22 protein-coding genes are annotated in these 21588 nt (G+C 70.1%); 14 read left to right on the top strand and 8 right to left on the bottom strand.

Features of this window, described 5'->3' with window-relative positions:
* Positions 1 to 76: 76 nt before the first annotated feature.
* From mdlC to LH076_RS15415, 3 genes are read left to right on the top strand one after another with little or no spacing between them, the layout of a single operon-like run.
* On the top strand, positions 77 to 1666 hold the full coding sequence (mdlC, locus tag LH076_RS15425; protein WP_227781640.1) for a benzoylformate decarboxylase: 1590 nt from the start codon (positions 77 to 79) through the stop codon (positions 1664 to 1666).
* Positions 1667 to 1699: 33 nt separating this feature from the next.
* Positions 1700 to 3154 (top strand): benzaldehyde dehydrogenase, encoded by a 1455-nt coding sequence (locus LH076_RS15420; RefSeq protein ID WP_227781639.1) that lies wholly within the window; start codon positions 1700 to 1702, stop codon positions 3152 to 3154.
* A gap of 35 nt (positions 3155 to 3189) precedes the next feature.
* Complete coding sequence (locus tag LH076_RS15415) at positions 3190 to 4425, top strand: MFS transporter (protein ID WP_227781638.1); 1236 nt, start codon at positions 3190 to 3192, stop codon at positions 4423 to 4425.
* 16 nt (positions 4426 to 4441) lie between these two features.
* On the opposite strand, the gene pcaC is transcribed toward LH076_RS15415, so the two are convergent.
* The 5 genes from pcaC to LH076_RS15390 form a co-directional block, all read right to left on the bottom strand.
* Complete coding sequence (pcaC, locus tag LH076_RS17030) at positions 4442 to 4801, bottom strand: 4-carboxymuconolactone decarboxylase (protein WP_415753359.1); 360 nt, start codon at positions 4799 to 4801, stop codon at positions 4442 to 4444.
* Between the two features lie 842 nt (positions 4802 to 5643).
* Entirely contained in the window at positions 5644 to 6948 is a 1305-nt protein-coding gene (locus tag LH076_RS15405; RefSeq protein ID WP_227781636.1) for a lyase family protein, read from the bottom strand.
* 26 nt (positions 6949 to 6974) lie between these two features.
* Positions 6975 to 7550, bottom strand: coding sequence for a protocatechuate 3,4-dioxygenase subunit alpha (pcaG, locus tag LH076_RS15400; RefSeq protein WP_227781635.1), 576 nt, complete (start codon positions 7548 to 7550; stop codon positions 6975 to 6977).
* Positions 7550 to 8341, bottom strand: a complete 792-nt coding sequence (gene pcaH / locus LH076_RS15395; RefSeq protein WP_227781634.1) for a protocatechuate 3,4-dioxygenase subunit beta — start codon at positions 8339 to 8341, stop codon at positions 7550 to 7552. The genes pcaG and pcaH overlap by 1 nt, the downstream gene beginning before the upstream one ends.
* 24 nt (positions 8342 to 8365) lie before the next feature.
* A complete protein-coding gene (locus LH076_RS15390) occupies positions 8366 to 9556 on the bottom strand; it encodes a 4-hydroxybenzoate 3-monooxygenase (protein ID WP_227781633.1) in 1191 nt (396 codons plus the stop codon).
* A 114-nt stretch (positions 9557 to 9670) separates the two neighbouring features.
* Between LH076_RS15390 and LH076_RS15385 the strand changes: the two genes are divergently transcribed.
* From LH076_RS15385 to LH076_RS15370, 4 genes are all read left to right on the top strand, one after another.
* Complete coding sequence (locus LH076_RS15385) at positions 9671 to 10381, top strand: IclR family transcriptional regulator (protein ID WP_227781632.1); 711 nt, start codon at positions 9671 to 9673, stop codon at positions 10379 to 10381.
* A 93-nt stretch (positions 10382 to 10474) separates the two neighbouring features.
* Positions 10475 to 11161: a hypothetical protein gene (locus LH076_RS15380; RefSeq protein ID WP_227781631.1), complete on the top strand. Its 687-nt coding sequence runs from the start codon at positions 10475 to 10477 to the stop codon at positions 11159 to 11161.
* Between the two features lie 36 nt (positions 11162 to 11197).
* Positions 11198 to 11599: a phage holin family protein gene (locus LH076_RS15375; RefSeq protein ID WP_227781630.1), complete on the top strand. Its 402-nt coding sequence runs from the start codon at positions 11198 to 11200 to the stop codon at positions 11597 to 11599.
* Positions 11575 to 12183, top strand: a complete 609-nt coding sequence (locus LH076_RS15370) for a DUF3618 domain-containing protein (RefSeq protein WP_227781629.1) — start codon at positions 11575 to 11577, stop codon at positions 12181 to 12183. The genes LH076_RS15375 and LH076_RS15370 overlap by 25 nt, the downstream gene beginning before the upstream one ends.
* A 30-nt stretch (positions 12184 to 12213) precedes the next feature.
* Here the strand turns inward: LH076_RS15370 and LH076_RS15365 are convergent, their stop codons facing one another.
* Together LH076_RS15365 and LH076_RS15360 are read right to left on the bottom strand one after the other, a co-directional pair.
* Positions 12214 to 13122: an HpcH/HpaI aldolase/citrate lyase family protein gene (locus tag LH076_RS15365; RefSeq protein WP_227781628.1), complete on the bottom strand. Its 909-nt coding sequence runs from the start codon at positions 13120 to 13122 to the stop codon at positions 12214 to 12216.
* A gap of 100 nt (positions 13123 to 13222) precedes the next feature.
* A complete protein-coding gene (locus LH076_RS15360) occupies positions 13223 to 14104 on the bottom strand; it encodes a LysR substrate-binding domain-containing protein (RefSeq protein ID WP_227781627.1) in 882 nt (293 codons plus the stop codon).
* A gap of 71 nt (positions 14105 to 14175) precedes the next feature.
* Between LH076_RS15360 and LH076_RS15355 the strand changes: the two genes are divergently transcribed.
* From LH076_RS15355 to LH076_RS15345, 3 genes are read left to right on the top strand one after another with little or no spacing between them, the layout of a single operon-like run.
* The gene (locus LH076_RS15355; protein ID WP_227781626.1) at positions 14176 to 15360 is read left to right on the top strand and encodes a thiolase family protein; all 1185 of its coding nucleotides are present in this window, start codon (positions 14176 to 14178) and stop codon (positions 15358 to 15360) included.
* On the top strand, positions 15360 to 16055 hold the full coding sequence (locus LH076_RS15350; protein WP_227781625.1) for a 3-oxoacid CoA-transferase subunit A: 696 nt from the start codon (positions 15360 to 15362) through the stop codon (positions 16053 to 16055). The genes LH076_RS15355 and LH076_RS15350 overlap by 1 nt, the downstream gene beginning before the upstream one ends.
* Positions 16052 to 16708: a CoA-transferase gene (locus LH076_RS15345; protein WP_227781624.1), complete on the top strand. Its 657-nt coding sequence runs from the start codon at positions 16052 to 16054 to the stop codon at positions 16706 to 16708. Before LH076_RS15350 ends, LH076_RS15345 begins: the two co-directional genes overlap by 4 nt.
* A gap of 119 nt (positions 16709 to 16827) precedes the next feature.
* Here LH076_RS15345 and LH076_RS15340 read toward each other — a convergent pair whose 3' ends face one another.
* Positions 16828 to 17616 carry an IclR family transcriptional regulator gene (locus tag LH076_RS15340; protein WP_227781623.1) on the bottom strand — a complete coding sequence of 263 codons (789 nt, stop codon included), beginning with the start codon at positions 17614 to 17616 and terminating at the stop codon, positions 16828 to 16830.
* Between the two features lie 149 nt (positions 17617 to 17765).
* On the opposite strand from LH076_RS15340, the gene LH076_RS15335 reads away from it, so the two are divergent.
* The 4 genes from LH076_RS15335 to LH076_RS15320 all read left to right on the top strand — a co-directional run bounded on the left by LH076_RS15335 (position 17766) and on the right by LH076_RS15320 (position 21574).
* Entirely contained in the window at positions 17766 to 19019 is a 1254-nt protein-coding gene (locus LH076_RS15335) for a DUF3500 domain-containing protein (RefSeq protein WP_227781622.1), read from the top strand.
* A gap of 82 nt (positions 19020 to 19101) precedes the next feature.
* The gene (locus LH076_RS15330) at positions 19102 to 19350 is read left to right on the top strand and encodes a tautomerase family protein (protein ID WP_227781621.1); all 249 of its coding nucleotides are present in this window, start codon (positions 19102 to 19104) and stop codon (positions 19348 to 19350) included.
* On the top strand, positions 19347 to 20150 hold the full coding sequence (locus LH076_RS15325; protein ID WP_227781620.1) for a 2-keto-4-pentenoate hydratase: 804 nt from the start codon (positions 19347 to 19349) through the stop codon (positions 20148 to 20150). The genes LH076_RS15330 and LH076_RS15325 overlap by 4 nt, the downstream gene beginning before the upstream one ends.
* A 137-nt stretch (positions 20151 to 20287) precedes the next feature.
* A complete protein-coding gene (locus LH076_RS15320; protein ID WP_227781619.1) occupies positions 20288 to 21574 on the top strand; it encodes an ABC transporter substrate-binding protein in 1287 nt (428 codons plus the stop codon).
* Positions 21575 to 21588 lie beyond the last annotated feature (14 nt).

Here is a 21588-nt window from a genome sequence, read left to right as displayed (position 1 = left end):
GTGTCGTGACATCTATTGGATTACAGATCTCGCCGTACGTAGTGTGACTGCGGTCACTACCGGGGAAAGGAACCTTGTGCCGTCCGTACGCCACCTCGTCCACGAGCTCCTGGAGCGCCGTGGGCTCACGACGATCTTCGGGAACCCCGGCTCCAACGAGCTTCCGTTCCTCGCCGAGCTGCCCGCGGGCTTCCGCTACGTCCTCGGCCTCCACGAGGGTGCGGTGGTCTCCATGGCCGACGGCTACGCCCAGGCGACGGGGCGTCCCGTGCTGGTCAACCTGCACGCCGCCTCGGGCTCGGGCAACGGCCTGGGTGCGCTCACCAACGCGGTGGCCGCGCGCACGCCCCTGGTCGTCATGGCGGGGCAGCAGGTGCGCCCGGCGATCGGGCTGGAGGCCAACCTCGCCAACGTCGACCCCGGCGCCCTGATGCGGCCGCTCGTCGGCTGGGCCGGTGAGCCGGCCTGCGCCGAGGACGTCCCGCGGGCCATGGCGCAGGCGCTCTTCGAGGCCGAGCTGCAGCGCCGCCCGACGTACCTCTCGGTGCCGTACGACGACTGGGCGGTCGACGCCGGCGACAACGCCGCGGCCGTCGTGGGCCGGAGCGTCCGGCGCGCCGGCGTGCCCGACGACGAGCAGGCGCACTGGCTGGTCGAGCAGGTCGCCGCTGCCGAGAACCCGCTGCTGGTGCTCGGCGGAGACGTCGACACCCAGGGCCTCTTCGACCGCGCGGTCGACCTCGCCGAGCTGCTCGCGGCCCCGGTCTGGGCGGCGCCTTCCCAGTTCCGCCTGCCCTTCCCCAACCGTCACCCGCTGTTCCGCGGCGTCCTCCCCGCCGGGATCGCGCCGGTCTCGGCCGCCTTCGAGGGGCACGACCTCGTGCTCGTCCTCGGGGCCCCGGTGTTCCGCTACCACGAGCACCAGCCCGGCCCCTTCCTCCCGGCCGGCACCCGGCTCATCCAGGTCACGGATGACGCCTCGGCGGCGGCCCGCGCACCGATGGGCGAGGCGCTGGTCGCCGAACCGGGCGCAGCCATCGACCTGCTCCTCAAGCAGCTCGACCCGCGCAACTCCGACATCGCGGGTGCGGGTCACACCGCACCCCCGTCACCCCGCACGGGCGAGGGCGGTCGCCTGCACCCGGAGGAGGTCTTCGCGGCGCTGCGCGACCAGCAGCCCGCCGACACGGCATACGTCGTCGAGTCCACCTCCACGACGTCGTCGTGGTGGCGACAGATGGATCTGCGGCGTCCCGGCTCCTACTACTTCCCCGCGGCCGGTGGCCTGGGCTACGGCCTCCCTGCGAGCGTCGGCGTCGCGCTGGGCCACCCCGACCGACCGGTCGTCGGCGTGATCGGCGATGGCTCGGCGAACTACGGCATCACCGCCCTCTGGACCGCCGCCCAGGAGCGCGTGCCGGTCACGATCGTCCTGCTGCGTAACGGCACCTACGGCGCCCTGCGCTGGTTCAGCGACCTGCTCGGCACGCCGGACGTGCCCGGCCTGGACGTGCCCGGGCTCGACTTCACCCGCATCGCCGAGGGGTACGGCGTGCCTGCCGTCCACGCGGCCTCGGCCGAGGAGCTCCGGTCCATCCTCGCCACGCCGACCGACGGGCCGCGATTGGTGCAGGTCGACACCACCGTCACCGCCCCCAACGCCTGACCCACCCGAACGAAGCACGAGAGAGGAACCGACATGACCCTGTTGGACTCCACCATCTGGAGCAAGCGATTCTTCAGCGACGGCTGGCAGGACTCTCCGACGGAGTACGCCGTCGTCGAGCCGGCCACCGGCGACCAGCTCGGCGTCGTCGGCCAGGCCACCGCCGCCGATGTCACCCGTGCGGCGACCCGGGCTGCCGAGGCGCAGCGCGAGTGGGCGGCACGCACGCCGGCCGAGAGGGCCGCGGTCCTCCGCCGTGCCGGCGACCTCTTCGCCCAGCACTCCGCCGAGGTGGAGGAGTGGCTCGTCCGTGAGGCCGGCTCGGTCCGTGCGAAGGCCGCCTTCGAGGCCGGCCTGGCGGTCGGCGAGTGCTACGAGTGCGCCGGCCTGCCCTCGCACCCGCAGGGCGAGGTGCTGACCTCCGACGAGGCGCGCTGGTCCTTCGCCCGCCGCCGCCCGGCCGGCGTGGTCAGCGTGATCGCACCCTTCAACTTCCCCCTCATCCTGGGCCTGCGCTCGGCCGCCCCCGCGCTCGCGCTGGGCAACGCGGTCCTGCTCAAGCCCGACCCGCGCACCGCCATCAGCGGTGGCGTCGTCATCGCCCGGATCTTCGAGGAGGCCGGGCTGCCCGACGGTGTCCTGCACCTGCTGCCGGGTGACGCGTCCGTCGGCCAGGCGGTCGTCGAGGCGCCCGAGGTGCGGGTCATCTCCTTCACCGGCTCCACCCCCGTCGGCCGCATGATCGGCGAGCAGGCCGGACGCCTGCTCAAGCGCGCCCACCTGGAGCTCGGCGGCAACAACGCCCTCGTCGTCCTGCCCGGAGCCGACGTCGCCAAGGCCGCCTCGGCCGGTGCGTTCGGCTCCTACCTCCACCAGGGCCAGATCTGCATGACCACCGGCCGGCACATCGTCCACGAGTCCCTCGTCGAGGAGTACGTCGCCACGCTGGCCGGCAAGGCGAAGGCGCTGCCCGTCGGCGACCCGGCCCGTGAGGAGGTCGCGCTCGGCCCGATCATCGACCACCGCCAGCTCGAGCGCATCCACGGCATCGTCACCGCCAGCGTCGAGGCCGGTGCGACGGTCGCAGCCGGCGGCGAGACCAAGGGGCCGGCGTACCTCCCGACCGTGCTCACCGGCGTCACGACCGCCATGCCCGCCTGGCGGGAGGAGGTCTTCGGCCCGGTCGCACCGGTGCTCTCCTTCTCGACGCTGGAGGAGGCGGCCGCGATCGTCAACGACTGCGAGTACGGGCTGTCCGTCGGGATCCTCGGCGACGTCGGCACCGCGATGAAGCTCGCCGACCAGGTCGACTCCGGCAAGGTGCACATCAACGAGCAGACCGTCAGCGACGAGCCCAACGCCCCCTTCGGCGGCATGAAGGCGTCGGGCACCGGGTCCCGGTTCGGTGGCGGTGCCGCCAACCTCGAGGCGTTCACCGAGACGCAGTGGCTCACCGTCCGCCCGGACATTGCCGACTACCCCTTCTGATCCGCCCGTCCCACCCCGACAGAGAGAGAACGACCATGGCTACCGCCACTCCCGGCCCCCGACCCGCGGGCGCATGGACCATCGCGCTGTGCTGGATCACGGTGATGCTCGAGGGCTACGACCTCGTCGTCCTCGGCGCGATCATCCCGACCCTGATCAAGACCCAGCACGTCGGCATCACCACCGGTGACGCCACCACGATCGCCACCCTCTCGCTCGTGGGTGTCGCCATCGGCGCGATCAGTGTCGGCCCGCTCGCGGACCTCCTCGGTCGCCGCCGGCTCCTGATCAGCTCCGTCGTGCTCTTCTCGGTCTTCACCCTCCTGGTGCCGATGGCCGGCTCGGTCGCGATGTTCGCGGCGCTTCGCCTCATCGCGGGTCTTGGCCTCGGTGCCTGCATGCCGGTCTCCCTCACGATGATGGCCGAGAACCTCCGCGCCACGCAGCGCGCCCGTGCCAGCACCCTCACCATGACCGGGTACCACACCGGTGCCGTCATCACCTCGCTGCTCGCGCTGCACTACGCCGAGCACTGGCAGGTCCTCTTCTACGTCCTCGGTGTCGCCGGCCTGGTCATCGCCGCGATCCAGTGGTGGAAGCTTCCCGAGTCGGCCGCATTCCTCAAGGCCAAGGAGTCGGAGACCGAGCGGGTTCCCTTCACGGAGCTGCTCAAGCCGGCGTACCTCCGTGCCGGCATCGGCATCTGGGTGGCGTCCTTCATGGGCCTGCTCCTCGTCTACGGCCTCAACACCTGGCTGCCCAAGCTGATGGTCGAGGCCGGGTACGCCGTCCCGGCCGCCGTCACCCAGCTGCTGATCCTCAACATCGGCGGAGTGGTCGGCCTCATCGTCGGCGGTGTCATCGCCGACAGGCGGGGCATCAAGTGGACCGCCCTGATCTGGTTCGCCGTCGCCGCCGTGATGCTGGCGCTGCTCAGCGTGAGGATGGACAGCACCCTGCTGCTTGACGTGGTCGTCTTCCTCACCGGTGTCTTCGTCTTCTCCGCGCAGGTGCTGGTCTACGCCTACGTGACGCACTTCTACCCGGCGAGCGTCCGTGGCACGGCGCTCGGCTCTGCCTCGGGCATCGGCCGGATCGGCTCCATCGTCGGTCCGTCGATCACGGGTGCGCTCCTCACCGCCGGCTGGGGCCACCCTTGGGGCTTCTACTTCTTCGCAGCCGTCGGGGTGTTGGGACTCGCGGCGGTCGCGACGCTGCCGAAGCGGAGCGCGGCCACGGAGGCCGCGGACGCCGTCCCCCAGCCGGTCTGACCCCGCTCCGGATCGCTCAGCCCTCGTCGAGGACCCGCTGGGCGATCCGGAACGCGGTGTTCGCGTCGGGCACGCCGCAGTAGATCGCCGACTGGAGGATGACCTCCTTGATCTCCTCGACGGTGAGCCCGTTCGTCCGGGCAGCGCGGATGTGCATCGCCAGCTCCTCGTGGTGGCCACGGGCGATCATCGCGGTGAGGACGGCGATGGAGCGGTCACGGCGCGCGAGGCCGGGCCGGGTCCAGATGCTGCCCCACGCGTACTGCGTGATGAGCTCCTGGAACTCCGCCGTCAGCGGCGTGATCGCGGCTGTGGCACGGTCGACGTGGGCGTCGCCCAGCACCGCGCGACGCACCGTCATGCCGGCGTCGTACACCTGCTGGAGGGTGGGCGAAGCGGGAGAGGCCGGGGAGCCGGTGCCGACGTGGTCGCGCAGCAGGTCGGCCACGCGGGTCGGGTCCTCGGCAGGCGCGAGATGGGCCACGCCGTCCAGGACGACGACCTGCCCACGCTGGACGCCGGCGGCGATCTCCTCGAGGCCGGCCGGCGGGGCGGGGACGTCCTCCGCCCCGGCGATCGCGAGCACCGGCGCGCTGATCTCACCGAGCCGGTCGCGCACGTCGAAGCCGGCCAGCGCCTCGCAGACCTGGGCATAGCCCTCGGCGTCGGTCATCTGCAGCACCCCGAGCAGCGCGGTCGCCGTCTGCGGTTCCCGCTCGAGGAAGCCGGGCGCGAACCAGCGCTGGGCCGATCCGCTCACCTGGGTGGGCGTGCCCGAGGTCCGGACGACGCCGGCACGCTCGTGCCACGCGTCGGGCTCTCCGATCTTCGCGCCCGTGCACAGCAGCACCGCGGCGCTGACGTCATCGGCCGCGTCGAGGAGGAGCTGCAACCCGACCGCCCCACCGACCGAGTCCCCCGCATACGCGAATCCGGGCTTTCCTGCCGCCGAGTCGGGGCTTTCCTGCCCGCGAGCGGTCCGGACACCGTCCACATAGGCGAGTACGCCGGCGGCGAGCTCGGCCATCGTGAACGGCTCGCCCACCGGGGCGCCGTCGTGTCCCGGGAGGTTCCAGCCCACGACGTGGAAGCTGTCGGAGAGCCGGGCGGCGACCTCACCCCACAGCGTGGTGGCGGAGGTGCCGAGCGACGGCCCGACGACGAGGAGCGGCCTGGTGGCGTCCCCTCCGAGCTCGACGCCGGTGATCTTGGGGATGCTCACTCGTGCTCCTTGATAACTGCTGGTGGATCGGCCTGGGAGGGTGCGCCGGCCGCGCGTTGACCAGCAGTTAACGCGTCGGCGCGGGCGAGGACCGCGTCGATGATGCGGTCGGTCTCACCCAGGTAGTCGGGGTCGCTGGCCGGCTCGGCGCCGGCGAAGGCGGTGATCGAGTCCTGCTCGGCCAGCAGGTCGTCATGGTGGGCAGCGACGGTGGCGGCCATCCGGTCGGCGTGGACCACGAGACCGGTGAGCAGTTCCGCGGTCTGGCTCGCCGCCACGGCCGTACGTCGACCGAGGTCGCGCAACGTCGCCCACTCGGCGTGCCAGGCGCCGTCGGGACGTTCGTCGTTGCTAAGTGCCGCCGCGAGGTGGAGCGTCGAGTTCAGCCCCGGGCTCGTCAGGGCGGCGCGACGGATCAGCACCGACAGTGCCGGGTTCCGCTTGTGCGGCATGGTGCTCGACCCACCCCGGCCGGCCGGCTCGGACAGCTCGCCGATCTCGGTCCGGCTCAGGGTGATCACGTCGGCGGCGATCCGTCCGCACGCGTCGGTCGTGGCCGTCAGCGCGTCACCGACGGCCGTGATCGGGCGCCGCGAGGTGTGCCAGGGAGGACGGGCCTCGAGGCCCAGCGCGGTGGCGGCGCGCTCGGCAAGGCCCAGCGCTGGCGTAACTGCTGGTGAACCAGCAGGCGTCCCACCCGATCGGCCTGCTTCACCAGCAGTTGTCTCGCCGCCCAAGGCTGCGGCGGCAGCGAGGGTGCCGGCGGCGCCGCCGATCTGGGCGGGAAACCTCAGTGCAGCAAGGGATTCGCGCGCATCGAGCACGGCGGTGAGCCAGGTCGCGGCCTTGAGCCCGAAGGTGATCGGCACGGCATGCTGGGCCAGCGTGCGGCCGGCCATCAGCGTGCGACGGTGGGCCTCGATGTGGGAGACGAGCGCCTCGACCTGGGCATCGAGGTGGCGACGTACGGTTTCGACGGTGTCGCGCAGGCAGAGCATCAACGCGGAGTCGACGACGTCCTGACTGGTCAGGCCACGGTGGATCCAGTCGTTCCCCGAGCGGGCACGGAGCAGTTTCGCCAGGTCGAGGACCGGGTTTCCGCCGGCCTCCGCCCCTCGGGCCAGCTCCTTGACGTCAGAGTGGCCGACCACCCCGGACAGCCAGGCCGACGAGGGCGCCACCCCGGACTCGGCCAGGGCGTCGAGCCAGGCCTGCTCGACCGCCACCATCGCGGCCAGCCAGGCGGATTCGGTCAGCAGGTCCCCGGCGCGCTCGTCGCCGGGCCAGAAGAGGTCGCTCACCCTGCCAGTCTGCCCAGTCGGTCCGCTCACTGACCGGGGTAGCGCAGGAAGACGGTCTCGGCCCCGCCGTCGGGACTGCCCTGCAGCCGGATGTCGAAGACGTAGCCCTGCGCGTCACGGCTCGTCATCAGGGTCGCCTGACGATCGGACGGCAGCGCGGAGAGCAGCGCATCGGCCTCGAGTGCCCCGGCCGGCTGCTCCTCGGCAGGCAGGTAGGCCCGGGTGAAGAGCCGGTTGAGCAGCCCGCGGGCGAAGACGGTGACGGCGAAGAACGCGGCTGCGCCCTCCTCCGTCGGGCCGGGCGTCAGCGTCGAGAAGGTGTACCGCCCGTCGCGCCCCGACGAGGAGCGGCCGAAGCCGGTGAAGGTCCAGCCGTCGCGGCGGATCGAGCCGGCGACCTGGGGAATCGTGCCGTCGGGCGCCGCCTGCCAGATCTCGACGAGTGCGTCGGGAATGGGGTTGCCGGCGCCGTCGTACACCCGGCCGTGCAGGAGGACGGAGCCCGGCGAGCCGGCGGGCACGAGGTCGCGGTCGCCCTCATAGGGCAGGCCGTAGTGGAAGAAGGGGCCGACGGTCTGGCCGGGGGTGGGGGCGAAGCTCATCAGAGGGTGCCTTCCGTCTCGGACTCGAGGAGCGTGCGGTTGCTGCCGGTCAGGACGATGTCCCAGCGGTAGCCGGTGGCCCACTCGTGCGTGGTGAGGCCGTGGTCGTACGTCGCCACCAGGCGCTCGCGGGCCTTCGGGTCGGTGATCGACTGGTAGATCGGGTCGAGCGCGAAGAGCGGGTCGCCCGGGAAGTACATCTGCGTCACCAAGCGCTGAGTGAACTCGGTGCCGAAGAGCGAGAAGTGGATGTGCGCCGGCCGCCAGGCGTTGAAGTGGTTGCGCCACGGGTAGGGGCCGGGCTTGATCGTGGTGAACCGGTAGTTGCCCTCGTCGTCGGTGAGGCAGCGTCCGGCGCCGGTGAAGTTGGGGTCGAGCGGAGCGGGGTGCTGGTCGCGCTTGTGCACGTAGCGCCCGCCGGCGTTGGCCTGCCAGATCTCGACCAGCTGGTTGCGCACCGGCCGGCCCTCACCGTCGGTGACCCTGCCGCTCAGGACGATGCGCTCGCCGATCGCCTCGCCGGCCGCACCGATGGTCAGGTCCGCCTCGAGTACGTCGACGTCCCAGTGCCCGAAGCAGGGGGCGTAGAGCTCGATCGTCTCGGGGTCCGTGTGGTGCAGGTCCTTCGTCGGGTGACGCAGGATGCTCGAGCGGTACGGGCGGTAGTCGATCCGCGGCTGCGGGACGCTCTCGAAGCCGGACTGTTCGGCCTCGGCGGCGATCGCGGCGATCTCGTCGCTGATCTGTGCCTGCGGGTCCAGCTCCGGAGGGGGGATGGGAGCACTGCTCATGATCGGGTCCTTCGTCTCGGTGGTTCAGTGCGTGGTGGTCTGTGGCCAGCCGGTGTAGCCCTCGGCCAGGTAGGCCGAGCCGGCGCGGGAGTCGACGATGCTGGTGAGCTCGCCGAGCTGGCGGCGCTCGTCGAAGTCGCTGGCGCCGTCGAGTCGGTGCAGCATCGTGGTCATCCAGTAGGAGAAGTGCTGGGCCTTCCAGACCCGGTGCAGTGCCCGGTCGGTGTACTCCTCGAGCGCCGCCTCGTCGTCCTTCCTCAGCGCGCGTTCGATCGCCTCGGCCAGCACCCGTACGTCGGCCAGCGCGAGGTTCAGCCCCTTGGCTCCGGTCGGCGGGACGGTGTGGGCGGCGTCGCCCGCCAGCAGCAGACGGCCGTGCCGCATCGGCGTCTGCACGAAGCTGCGGAACGGCAGCACGGACTTCTCGATGACCGGGCCCTCGTTGAGCCGGAAGCCGTCCTCGCCGGCGAGGCGGGCCTGCAGCTCCGCCCAGATCCGGTCGTCGGACCAGTCGGCTGGGTTCTCGGCCGGGTCGCACTGGAAGTAGAGCCGCTGGATGGCCTCGGTGCGCTGGCTGACGAGGGCGAAGCCGCGCTCGGAGCGGGTGTAGATCAGCTCCGGTGCGCTCGCCGGTGCCTCGACGAGGACGCCGAACCAGGCGAAGGGGTACTCCCGGTGGAAGCGAGTCGGGTCCGGCACGAGGCTGCGGCAGTAGCTGCGCGACCCGTCCGCGCCGACCACGAGGTCGGCGGTGATCTCATGGCGCGTGCCGTCGGCGTCGGTGCAGCGCACGCGGGGCTGGTCGAGGACGTCGTCGATCCCCGAGACCTCGGTATCGGAGATGCCGTAGCGCAGGTCGGCACCCGTCGACGTACGCAGGCGGTGGAGGTCGACGAAGACGTCGGTCTGCGGGTAGAGCCAGCAGGAGGCTCCGACGAGGTCCTCGAAGTCGAGGCGGTGGCTCACGCCGCCGAAACGCAGCGAGATGCCCTCGTGCCGGTGTCCGTCGTGCAGCACGCGGTCGGTGCCGACGTCGACGAGGAGCCGCACGCTGTCGCGCTCGAGGATGCCGGCGCGGTGGGTGGTCTCGATCGTCTCCACCGTGCGGTTGTCGACGACGACGCTCTCGATGCCGGCGAGGTGCAGGAGCTGGGAGAGCATCAGCCCCGCCGGGCCGCCGCCGACGACGGCGACCTGGGTGCGGGTGGAGGACATGACGTCCACCGTAGAGACGGGTGTCACATCCGGCCTACCATGGAGTTTCACTCAGTGAAAGCGGCGCGACAGGGGGCACGGATGGCGGGAGGGTCGGCACCCGGTGCGTCACTGGTGGCGCGGTCGCTGGACGTACTCGGCGCCTTCGACGAGCAGCACCGGGCCCTGACCCTCTCCGAGCTCGCGGAGCGTGCCGGGCTGTCCACTGCAACGGCCCTGCGGATCGTGCGGCAGCTGGTCGACGGGAACGCGTTGACCCGTGGCGAGGACCGCCGCTACCGGATCGGACGGCGGATCTGGGACCTCGGTCTGCTCGCGCCGGTGGAGACCGACCTCCGCGAGGTGGCCGCGCCGTTCCTGAGCGACCTGCATGCGGCCACGCGCGCGACCATCCACCTCGCCGTGCGCGAGGGGGAGGAGACCCTCTACATCGACAGTGTCGCCGGGCATGCGTCGGTGCCGGTGGTCAGCCGGGTCGGCAGCCGGCTCACCCTCTACGCCACCGGGGTGGGAAAGGTCCTGCTCGCGGCCGCCCCTGACGACGTGGTGCGCAACGTCCTCGGCTCCTTGCGGCCGATCACGCCGTACACCATCACCGCACCGGGGATCCTCGCGCGGCAGCTCGACCGGATCCGGACGGAGGGGTACGCGACCACCCGGGAGGAGATGACCCTGGGCGCGTGCTCGGTGGCCGTACCGATCACGGTCGACGGTCAGGTGGTCGCCGCCCTCGGAGTGGTCCTCCCCGACTTCCGGCGGGACCGTGAACGACTCACCACGGCACTTCAGGTGGCGGCGCGGGGGATCGGCCGGCAACTCGGGTAGGACACGCCGGCGTTGCTCGTATGCCTGGAAACCGCCCGGGTACGCGCCTTGGGTCAGTCACCTTTCGGACACAACGCACCAAGGAGACACCGCATGACCACCAACCCCACGGCCACGGAGAGGGCGCAGGAAGCTGCAAGCACTGCGTCCGACGAAGGCCGACATCTGACCGGCGTCGCGCAGGAGGAGGCGGCCAACGTCGCCTCCGAGGCGGCGAACCAGGCCCGGCACGTCATGGACGAGGCGGTGACTCAGCTCAACGCCCAGACGAACGAGCAGAAGGACCGGCTCGCCGACACCCTGCGCAGCGTCGGCGACGACCTCGGCTCGATGGCGTCGCAGGCGTCGCCCGGACTTGCCGCCGATCTGTCCCGGCAGGCCTCCGACTACGCCCGGACGATCAGTAACCACCTGCAGAGCCGCGAACCGGGCGAGCTGCTCGACGACGTACGCCAGTTCGCTCGGAAGCGCCCCGGCACCTTTCTCTTCGGGGCCTTGGCCGCGGGAGTCGTCGTGGGCCGACTGGTCCGCGGCACCGCGGACGGGATCGCCGGCGCGAAGTACGTCCAACAGCAGCAACCGCCCAGCACGCCGCCGCCTTCACCGGCCGCGCCGGCCCTGCCCGTTGCCGATCCTGTCGGGGAGGCGACCCAGCAGATCCAGCCCGTGCAGCCGGTCGACACCGTGCTGCGGCCCCAGGAACCGGCGGGCGTCAACCCGGTGACCGGCTACCCGGCCGGACATGTGACCGGCGACAGCACGGGAGCGCTGGACCGATGACCGTCCATCCCACCCCCGACTCCGGGATGGGGGCACATGCCAGCCCCCCCCGGATCATCCGACGAGCGCTCGCTCGGCGAGATCTTCAGCGACGTCGCGAACGACCTCTCCACGCTGATCAAGCAGGAGATGGACCTTGCCAAGACCGAGATGAAGGAAGAGGCCAAGAAGGCCGGGAAGGGCGCCGGCCTGCTCGGCGGCGCGGGACTGGCGGGCTACATGGTCCTCCTGTTCGTCTCCCTCACCGCCGTCTTCGCCCTCGACGAGGGGATGCCGCTCTGGCTGGCAGCCCTCATCGTGACCGTCATCTGGGGCGTCATCGCGGCGGTCCTCGCCGTGACCGGCCGGTCGGCACTCAAGCGAAGCAACCCGCAGCTGCCCCAGACGCAGCAGACACTCAAGGAGGACGCAGCATGGGCTCGAGCACAGAAGAACTGACCACCGACATCGCCCACACCCGCAACCGGATGGCTTCGGACATCGACGCCCTCCAGGACCGGGTCTCGCCGCATGCCATCGTCGAGCGGCGCAAGGAGGCCGTCCGGGGTCGCCTGCAGGGTGTCCGCGACAAGGTCATGGGCACCGCCCACGACGTCCGATCCACGGCGTCGTCGACGACCTCGAACGCGGCGAACAACGTCACCGGCTCCGTTTCGGACGCCGCCCACGGCGTGGCGGACCGGGCTCAGGGCGCCGTAGACACCGCACAGAGCCAGGTCCAGGGCAGCCCTCTCGCCGCGGGACTGGTGGCGTTCGGGGCCGGTGTGGTGATCGCCGGGCTGTTCCCCGCCTCCCAGAAGGAGGCTCAGCTGGCCTCCACCGTGGTGGACACCGCCAAGGAGCAGGGTGCGCCGCTCGTCGAGGAGGCCAAGCAGGCCGGCCAGGACATGGCGCAGGAGCTCAAGCAGACCGCCACCGAGGCGGCCTCTGAGGTCAAGGACACCGCGACCCAGTCGGTCGCACATGTCAAGGACGAGGGCCAGTCGGCCGCGGAACACGTCCGCAGCGACGCCCAGGTCTGACTTGGCCTGAACCGCCTCGCCGGCGGGGGCCTAGTACGTGAAGCCCTCGCCGGCAGCGGTGGCCGGCTGGATCCGGTAGATCTCGCCGCGCTCGACGATCTTGCTGGCACGTGCGAGGCGCGGCTTGTCGGAGCCGTCGCGGATCACGCGACCGTCCTCCTCGAACTTGCGCAGGAACTCGATCGCCCACGCGACGTCGGCCGGGGTCGGTGCCATCGACTCGTTGATCACGGCCGGGGCGTCGAGGTTGAGGCAGAGCTTGCCGGTCATGCCCATCGCGACCGCGTCGGCCGCGCCCTCACGCAGCGTCGCGTGCTGGGTCGTGACGGTCGGGCCGTCGATCGGTGCCGGCAGATTGCCGATCCGCGAGGCGAGCACGAGGCGCGTGCGGGGGTAGGACATCGCGAGCGCGTTGTTCTCCGCGCCGGTGTCCTTGCGGTAGTCACCGGAGCCGAACGCGAGCCGGAAGACACCGCGGGCGCGGGCGATGGAGACGGCGTCCTCGATGCCGAGCGCCGACTCGAGCAGCGCGATCACCGGCGTGCGGCCGCCGAGGCGCTGGAAGGTGTCGGTGACCTGCTCGGCCGCTTCCACCTTCGCGAGCATCACGCCCGCCAGGCCGGGTGTGCCTGCGAGCTCCCGGACGTCGTCCTCCCAGGACGGCGTGGTGATGTCGTTGATCCGCACCCAGGCGCGGCCGCCGCCACGGAGCCACTCGATGACGTTGCTGCGGGCCTGGTCCTTGAGTGCGTCGTCGACCGCGTCCTCGAGGTCGAGGATGATCTGGTCGGCACGGCCGAGGTGAGCGGCGTCGAAGAGGTCGGTACGCAGCGCATTGACCAGCTGCCAGGAGCGCGAGTTGGCGTCGTCGACACGGATCGCCTCCCGGTGCGCGCGCTTCGCGTCCAGCTCGTTCAGTCCCTCGGTCAGCACGCTCATGTCGTTTCTCTTCTCCCTCGTCAGCCCGTCCCTCAGCCGTTCGACGTTAACACCGGGCGGCCCGAAACGAGGGATCGGTTCCGCTCTCCCGAATGACCGATCAGACCACCGCCCGGATCGTCTCGACCGTCCGGAGGAGGTGCGGCTCGCCGCGGTCGGCGCGGTGTGCGACGGCGAGGTCGACGGTGGTGACGGGCCGGGTCAGGGGCCGGTAGACCACGCCGTCCAGCGCCAGCGCGGTCACCGGCTCGGGCACGATCGCCACGCCGAGGCCTCCCGCCACCAGCGTGATGAGCGTCGACGTCTCGCCGACCTCGTGCCGGATCCGCGGCTCGACGCCGGCGTCGTGGGCGAGGCGGAGGACGACGTCGTACATCATCGAACGGCGGTCGGCGGAATGGACGATCAGGTCGACGCCGCGCAGCGCGGCGGGACTGATCTGACGTCGCCCGGCGAGGGGATGCTCGGTCGGCAGGGCGACCACGAGCCGGTCGTGCCGGAGGGTCGAGATGGCCAGCGACGCGTCGGGGATCGGTGGTCGCAGCAGCGCGACGTCGATCTCGCCGGTGCGCAGCGCCTCGACCTGGTCGGGCACGAGCATCTCGCCGCGGAAGGAGAAGTCGACGCCCGGCAGTTCGGCGGCCAGCCGCCGGGAGAGGGCCGGCAGGACGGAGTACGTCGCCGACCCGACGCAGCCGATGGCGAGATGTCCGATCGCGCCGGCCGCGACGAGCCTCGCCTCCTGTGCCGCCGCGTCGACCGACGCGAGGATCGCACGGGCCCGCTGGAGGTAGGCGCGGCCGGCGTCGGTCAGCTCGACCCTGCGTGTGGTGCGGTGCAGGAGAGGTGTGCCGAGGTCGGCCTCGAGGCTCCGGATCGCTTGGGAGAGCGGCGGCTGCGCCATGTGGAGCCGCTCGGCGGCACGGCCGAAGTGGAGCTCCTCCGCAACGGCGACGAAGTAGCCGAGTTGGCGAAGATCCATATCGCCAGCCTCTCAATCGCGACAGATATTGATACTTCAGCGTATCGAAGTGGCGGCGTACTGTCGTGGGTATGGCCTATGTCTTTGCCGCCACCCGTACGCCCTTCGGGAAGTTCAACGGCTCGCTCGCCGACCAGCGCCCCGATGACCTCGCCGCGACCGTCATCTCCTCCCTCGTGGGGAAGACCGGTCTCGACGCGAGCCTGATCGAGGACACCGTCTGGGGCTGTGCCAACCAGGCCGGCGAGGACAACCGCAACGTCGGCCGGATGGGGCTCCTGCTGGCCGGCCTGCCGACCTCCGTCCCCGCGACGACGGTCAACCGCCTCTGTGGTTCCTCCCTCGACGCCGCCATCATCGGCTCCCGTGCCATCGACACCGGTGACGCTGACCTCGTGCTCACCGGCGGGGTCGAGTCCATGACCCGCGCCCCGTGGGTCCTTCCCAAGCCGTCGCGTGCCTTCCCGGCCGGTAACGAGACGCTGGTCTCCACCACCCTCGGCTGGCGCCTCGTGAACGAGCGGATGCCGAAGGAGTGGACCGTCTCCCTGGGCGAGGCGAATGAGCAGCTCCAGGAGCGCTTCGGCATCAGCCGCGAGCGCCAGGACGCCTTCGCGGCCCGCTCCCACCAGCTCGCGGCCGCCGCCTGGGAGAGCGGCTTCTACGACGACCTCGTCACTCCGGTGGGTGACTTGACCCGCGACGAGGGCATCCGCGCCAACTCGACCACCGAGACCCTCGGTGGACTCAAGCCCGTCTTCCGCAAGGACGGCACCATCACCGCCGGCAACGCCAGCCCGCTCAACGACGGCGCCTCGGCCGTGCTGCTCGGTTCGGAGAAGGCTGCCGCGAGCATCGGCAGCGACCCGATCGCCCGCATCGCCGGGCGCGGCGTCTTCGCCCTCGACCCGCAGGACTTCGGCTTCGCCCCGGTGGAGGCGGCCAACCGCGCCCTCGCCAGTGCCGGGATCGCGTGGGGTGATGTCGGTGCCGTCGAGCTCAACGAGGCCTTCGCCGTCCAGTCCCTGGCCTGCGTCGACGCCTGGAAGATCGACCCGGAGATCGTCAACGTCAAGGGTGGCGCGATCGCGATCGGTCACCCGCTGGGTGCCTCCGGTGGACGCCTGATCGGTACCCTCGCCGCCGTACTCAAGGAGAAGAAGCAGCGGTACGGCGTCGCCGCGATCTGCATCGGCGTCGGCCAGGCCCTCGCGCTGGTCCTGGAGAACACCGAGCTCGAGGGCGGGGCCCACTGATGGGCCGGACCAGCATCCTCGAGACCACCGACGAGGCCGTCGCCGGAATCGAGGACGGATCCACCATCCTCGTCGGCGGCTTCGGCCTGGCCGGCATGCCGTTCGACCTGATCGACGCGCTGATCCGCCAGGGCGCCAAGGACCTCACGATCGTCGCCAACAACGCCGGCAATGCCGAGGTCGGCCTCGCTGCACTGCTCAAGGCCGGGCGGGTACGGAAGATCCTCTGCTCCTTCCCGCGCCAGGTCGACTCCTACGTCTTCGACGAGCTCTACCGCGCGGGGAAGATCGAGCTCGAGGTGGTCCCGCAGGGCAACCTCGCCGAGCGGATGCGGGCCGCCGGCGCCGGCATCGGTGCGTTCTTCTGCCCGACCGCTGTCGGCACGCCGCTGGCCGAGGGCAAGGAGGAGCGCGAGATCGACGGCAGGCGCTACATCCTCGAATACCCGATCAAGGGCGACTACGCGCTCCTCTCCGCCCACAGGGCAGACCAGATGGGCAACCTCGTCTACCGCAAGACCGCCCGCAACTTCGGTCCCGTCATGGCGACCGCGGCCGCGACGACGATCGTCCAGGTCAACGAGGTGGTGCCCACCGGCACGCTCGATCCCGAGGCCGTTGTCACGCCATCGATCTACGTCGACCGGGTCGTCCAGGTCGAGGCCCGTCACTACACCGTCGAGGGAGCACGATGAACACGACGACCGACCAGCCGCTGACCATGGACGAGCTCGCGGCCGTCATCGCCCGCGACATCCCCGAAGGGTCCTTCGTGAACCTCGGCATCGGCCAGCCGACGAAGATCGCCGACCATCTGCCCAAGGACGAGCAGGGCAACGTCAACGTCGTCCTGCATACCGAGAACGGCATGCTCGGAATGGGCCGCAAGGCGGACGGTGACGAGGTCGATGCCGACCTCACCAACGCCGGCAAGGTCCCCGTCATCGAGACGCCCGGCTGCTCCTACTTCCACCACGCCGACTCCTTCGCGATGATGCGCGGCGGCCACCTCGACGTCTGCGTCCTCGGCGCCTTCCAGGTCGCCGCCAACGGTGACCTCGCCAACTGGTCGACGGGCAAGCCGGGCGACATCCCCGCCGTCGGTGGTGCGATGGATCTGGCCATCGGCGCCAAGGACGTCTACGTGATGATGAGCCTCTTCGCGAAGGACGGCAGCTCCAAGCTGGTCGAGGCCTGCACGATGCCGCTCACCGGCGTCGGCTGTGTCAGCCGGGTCTACACCGACTACGGCGTCTTCGACGTCGGTCCCGACGGTGTGAGCGTCCGCGAGACCTTCGGTATCACGCTCGAGGAACTGCAGCAGAAGCTCCCGGTCGCTCTGCGTTGATGTCAGGACGCGTGCCACCTCTTCGGCTTGAAGCGCATCGCCGTGGGGCCAGCCGCCACGCCGGGAAGCTATCTGGCACCTCCATCACTGCCGGTTCGACCGGGATCGACGGTGCGGAGTCAGGCGATGAGGTCGTTCCTGAGCCGATCGCCCGCGGCCGTTACGGCGCTGGCCGTGGACGCCAGTGCCTCGCCCTGGAAGTCTGCTTCGAGCCCTGCGACGGAGAGAGCACAGAGTGGTGACCCTGCCGCGTCACTGACGGCCACGCCCAGCGAGGCGACCCCTGCGGTGAGCCCCTCACGGTTCAGCGCCCAGCCCTGTTCGCGCGTGCGCGCGACCGATCGGCGGACGTCCTCCCCAGTCAGCGTGCCTTGACGGGTGAGCCGCTCGCCCCCGTTGCTCAGGTACCGGTCGACCTCGGCGTCGTCCAAGGCGGCGAGGATGGCCTGGGGTCCGGCGCCCACATGGAACGGGAGCCACTGACCGCTCTTCCATGCCAGTACGTCGACATGGCGACCCGGCAGGCGCTCGACGCAGGTGGCGCCCCATCCAGAGCGGACCGAGAGATAGACCGTCTGCCGCAGTTGCTCTTCCAGGGCCCACATCGTCGGCTCGGCAACGCGGATGATCCCGATTCCGCTGCGCACCGACTCGGCGTAACGGAGCATCTTCATGCCGAGCCGATACCGGCCGCTGCCTGCGTCGCGCTGGAGCAGTCCGGCCTGCTCCAGCGACGTGAGCAGGCGGAAGGCGGTGCTCCTGTTGATCTTGAGCAGCTCACCGACCTCGCTGGGTGTCGACCCTCGCGGTCGCTCGGCGAGGACGTCCAGCACGCGGGCACTCTTGGCGATCACGGCGATCCGCGAGCCCGGCGACTGCTCGCCGTCCGACTGCTCGAGAGCGGTCATCTCTGCCTCCATCCGTCGCCACGGGCTTGTCTCATGGCGTGGCAGTCATTACAGTCCGTTCGCATTACGACTTCTCGATCTCGCAATGCGAAACGCAAGTTACATCGTTGTGCTCGCCGCCGGCAAGGCTCGCAGATAGGGAGGCGTCAGTGACCACCTCGATCAGCTCCACCGAAGCCGGCGGATCGGCCGAGACGGGCAGCGGGTTTCGCGTACGTCCGAAGGGGTTCTATCCGTTCATCGACGGACATCTCCACCCAGAGCTCCTCGGACCGGTGGCCGCCTATGAGTTGACGGCCGCGGAGCGGAACTACCTCGATCCCTACATAGGGGTCACCGCCGACGGCACCCCGCAACAGGGGTTATACACCCTCGCTGAAACCGGCATCCCGGTCTCGATGGCCGAGGAAGCGGCCCGCACCTACCTCGCGACGCTTCGGCCGCACTTCCGCACCGTGTCGTCCCATCCGATGGACTCGCCGAATTGGCGGCGATGGACGAACGCCTTCACCAGCTGGGTGCCCAAAGGGGTCCAGCTCGCGCGGCTGAGCGAGAAGGAGCGCGACGCCGCCCTCGCGCTGATCGAAGCGAGCTTGAGTCCGGAGGGATACCGCACCGTACGAGACGCGATGCGTCTCAACGGCGCCTTGGGCGAGATCGTCGACGACTACGCGGAGACGCTCACGGAGTTCACCTACTGGATGACGATCTTCGGCGAGCCGTCGACCGACGCTCCGTGGGGGTGGCAGTTGATGGGACATCACCTCGACCTCAACTTTGTCTTCGTCGGCACGCAGGTGGTGCTCGCCCCTGTGTTCGTCGGTGCAGAGCCCTCGTTCTCCGAACAGGGGACGTACGCCGGAACGCGTCTGTTCGAGTGGGAGACCGGTCGAGCGCTCGCGCTTCGACGGACGTTCACGGATGCTCAGGCCGACAAGGCGGTCCTCTTCCCTTCGATCCTCAATGCCGACCTGCCCGAGGAGCTGTCCGGGCCCTTCAACGGCCGTCATCTGGCAGGCGCAGGACAGGACAACCGCGTCATTCCGTACGAGGGTGTGAACGCCTCGGAGCTCAGCGGCGCCCAGCAGGATCAGCTGCTCGAGCTGGTCGAGCTGTACGTACGACGTCTGCCGGAGGGCCATGCGCGACTGAAGATGGAGCAGGTGCAGCGCCACCTCGACGACACCCACGTGGCGTGGATGGGCGGACACGACGACGTCTCCGCCTTCTACTACCGGATCCATTCTCCCGTGCTGCTGGTCGAGTACGACAGCCACCCGGGGATCTTCCTGGACTACGACGAGCCGATGCGCGATCACATCCACACCATCGTGCGTGAGCCCAACGGCAACGACTACGGAAAGAGTCTGCTGGCACAGCACTACGCGTTGCGGCACTCCTGACCGAGGGCGGCGGCCCGCCATCCCTCCCGGCCCCCCGATGGGCTGTTGAGCGCTCCTACAACTGACTCTGATCGGAGTTCCCATGCCCCACGTCCACGTGACCATCCGAGAGGGCCGCGGCGAACACGCGGTGCGCACCCTCATCCACAACCTCACTCGCGCGGTGGTCGAGGCACTGGATGCCGCCCCGGAGACGGTACGCGTCGTCGTCACCGAGGTCCCCGCCACCCACTGGGCCAACGGCGACGTGACGCTGGCTGAGAAGCTCGCGGCCGTGGACGGATCGACACAGAGTCCGAGTCGCCAGAGTGTCGAGGGGAATCGCGCGTGAACCTGCCATCTGCTGATCTTGCTGCCATCGCCGCCAAGCTCGGGCAGGCCGAGCTCTCGGCGACCCCTGTCGAGCAGGTCGCCGAAGCCGCCGGCCTGTCGCTGTCCGAGGCCTATGCGATCCAGTTGCTCGGTGTGCAGCTGCGTCGGAAGCGCGGCGAGCGGGTCACCGGGCTCAAGCTGGGATTCACGAGCAGGGAGAAGGCGCTCCAGATGGGCGTCTCCGATGTCATTCTCGGCTTCCTCACCGACCGCATGGAGCTGGCCCCCGGCGCTGTGCTCGAGCTCGAGGGGCTGCTTCATCCCCGCGTCGAGCCGGAAGTTGCCTTCCTGATCGATCCCCGGGCCGGTGAGATCGACCCGACGGACATAGGTGTCGATCTCCTCGAGCATGTCACCCACGTCGCGCCCGCCATGGAGGTCATCGACAGTCGCTTCCGGAACTTCTCCTTCAGCTTGGAGGACGTGGTTGCGGACAACACCTCGGCCTGTCGTTACGTCGTGGGCCAGTGGCGGCCGCTGGCGGAGCTGTGTCGACACTCTGACCTCGCGGCGCTGGACGTGCAGCTCAAGATCGACGGAGCGATTGCGACGAGCGGCTCGACCGGAGCGATCCTGGGTGACCCGCTCCATGCGCCGTCCGCGGTGCGACGCCTTGCGGCGGTCCACGGTCATCCCCTCACCGGGGGCGCGATCCTGCTCGCGGGCGCCGCCACTCCAGACGTTGCCCTCGAGCCCGGAACCACCGTCGTGGCGGAGATCGAGCAGCTCGGCGAGGTGTCTCTGCAGACTGCGCCGTGAGCACCCGAAGCGCTTTCGCTGAGTCATTTCTTCCGATTTCCGCCACCCTTCGCCGCGGCGGGCACCGGGTGACGCCGGTCACACCATGCTGTGAGCCACATCACGCGCGTTCGGCGCGTTCACAGCAGGGAGATGAGATGAAGTTCGTTCGTCCTATCGGGGTAACGGCGGTCGCGACGGCCTCCACACTCGCACTGGCCGCCTGCGGAGGCGGCGTCGGCGGCGGTGCCGCCGGCGGCGGTGACTCGGACACCTTCACCATCGGTTTCGTCACCACGGACACCGGCTCACTGGCGGACTTCAGCACGCCGAACAACTACGTGGTCGACAAGATGAAGGCGTACTTCCAGGACCACCCGATCAAGGCGGGTGACAAGGAGTTCAAGGTCAAGATCGTCACGGCCGACTCGCAGTCGGACACCTCCCGTGCCGGCGAGGTCGCGGCCGACCTCATCAACAACGATGGTGCCGACCTCCTCTTCGCCGACGGTACGCCGACGATCGACAACCCCGTCTCGGAGCAGTGCGAGGCCAACTCGATCCCGTGCCTGACGAGCGTGAGCCCGTGGCAGCCGTTCGCGATCCGCAGTGGTGACAAGCCCGCCGACCTGAAGTACAGCCACCACTTCTTCTGGGGCCTGGAGGACGTCGCGAAGGTCTACTCGAATATCTGGAAGGCGATTCCCAACAACGGCAAGGCCGCAGGGCTGTTCCCCAATGACGCCGACGGCTCGGCATGGGCAGCGAACTTCCCCGCCCTGACCAAGGACTCGGGCGTCACGATCAACAACCCGGGCGCCTACACCGACGGCACGAAAGACTTCTCGGCGCAGATCGCCAAGTTCAAGGGCAACGACGTGATGGTCGGCCTCCCGATCCCGCCCGACTTCACCACGTTCTGGAAGCAGGCCGCCCAGCAGGGCTTCAAGCCCAAGGTCGCAACCATCGGCAAGGCGATGCTCTTCCCGAGCGTCGTGGAGTCGGTCGGCAAGATCGGCAACAACGTCGCCACCGAGGTCTGGTGGCACCCGACCTCGGCGTTCACCAGCTCGCTGACCGGCCAGACGTCACAGGCGCTGGCCGACGACTACGAGTCGACGACAGGCAAGCAGTGGAGCCAGCCGCTCGGCTTCGCCGAGGCGCTCTTCGAGGTCGCCACGGCGGCGCTCCAGAAGGCCGGCTCGACCGACCCGGACGCCCTCAACAAGGCCTTCGACGGTCTCTCCGTCGACACCATCGTCGGCAAGGTCAGCTGGGGCACGGACAGCAGCGTGCCGTCGTACGTCGCGAAGACGCCGGTCGCCGGTGGTCAGTGGCGGCTCAACAAGTCGGGCAGCAAGTACCAGTTCGACCTGGTCGTCGTGGAGAACTCGCTCGACCCCGAGACGCCTCTGGGCGGCAAGCCCGAAGCGCTCACGTGGTGACCGCCGACCTTCGG

Origin of the sequence: Nocardioides sp. Kera G14, from assembly GCF_020715565.1 — a bacterium.
GTDB lineage: Bacteria > Actinomycetota > Actinomycetes > Propionibacteriales > Nocardioidaceae > Nocardioides.
This window is presented reverse-complemented; position numbering and strand designations above follow the sequence as displayed.

Coding starts and splice junctions, on each gene's coding strand:
- LH076_RS15420 (WP_227781639.1), top strand. CDS start 1,700: ATGACCCTGTTGGACTCCACCATCTGGAGCAAGCGATTCTTCAGCGAC.
- LH076_RS15415 (WP_227781638.1), top strand. CDS start 3,190: ATGGCTACCGCCACTCCCGGCCCCCGACCCGCGGGCGCATGGACCATC.
- pcaG (WP_227781635.1), bottom strand. CDS start 7,550: ATGAGCTTCGCCCCCACCCCCGGCCAGACCGTCGGCCCCTTCTTCCAC.
- pcaH (WP_227781634.1), bottom strand. CDS start 8,341: ATGAGCAGTGCTCCCATCCCCCCTCCGGAGCTGGACCCGCAGGCACAG.
- LH076_RS15390 (WP_227781633.1), bottom strand. CDS start 9,556: ATGTCCTCCACCCGCACCCAGGTCGCCGTCGTCGGCGGCGGCCCGGCG.
- LH076_RS15380 (WP_227781631.1), top strand. CDS start 10,475: ATGACCACCAACCCCACGGCCACGGAGAGGGCGCAGGAAGCTGCAAGC.
- LH076_RS15375 (WP_227781630.1), top strand. CDS start 11,198: ATGCCAGCCCCCCCCGGATCATCCGACGAGCGCTCGCTCGGCGAGATC.
- LH076_RS15370 (WP_227781629.1), top strand. CDS start 11,575: ATGGGCTCGAGCACAGAAGAACTGACCACCGACATCGCCCACACCCGC.
- LH076_RS15365 (WP_227781628.1), bottom strand. CDS start 13,122: ATGAGCGTGCTGACCGAGGGACTGAACGAGCTGGACGCGAAGCGCGCG.
- LH076_RS15360 (WP_227781627.1), bottom strand. CDS start 14,104: ATGGATCTTCGCCAACTCGGCTACTTCGTCGCCGTTGCGGAGGAGCTC.
- LH076_RS15355 (WP_227781626.1), top strand. CDS start 14,176: ATGGCCTATGTCTTTGCCGCCACCCGTACGCCCTTCGGGAAGTTCAAC.
- LH076_RS15350 (WP_227781625.1), top strand. CDS start 15,360: ATGGGCCGGACCAGCATCCTCGAGACCACCGACGAGGCCGTCGCCGGA.
- LH076_RS15345 (WP_227781624.1), top strand. CDS start 16,052: ATGAACACGACGACCGACCAGCCGCTGACCATGGACGAGCTCGCGGCC.
- LH076_RS15340 (WP_227781623.1), bottom strand. CDS start 17,616: ATGACCGCTCTCGAGCAGTCGGACGGCGAGCAGTCGCCGGGCTCGCGG.
- LH076_RS15330 (WP_227781621.1), top strand. CDS start 19,102: ATGCCCCACGTCCACGTGACCATCCGAGAGGGCCGCGGCGAACACGCG.
- LH076_RS15320 (WP_227781619.1), top strand. CDS start 20,288: ATGAAGTTCGTTCGTCCTATCGGGGTAACGGCGGTCGCGACGGCCTCC.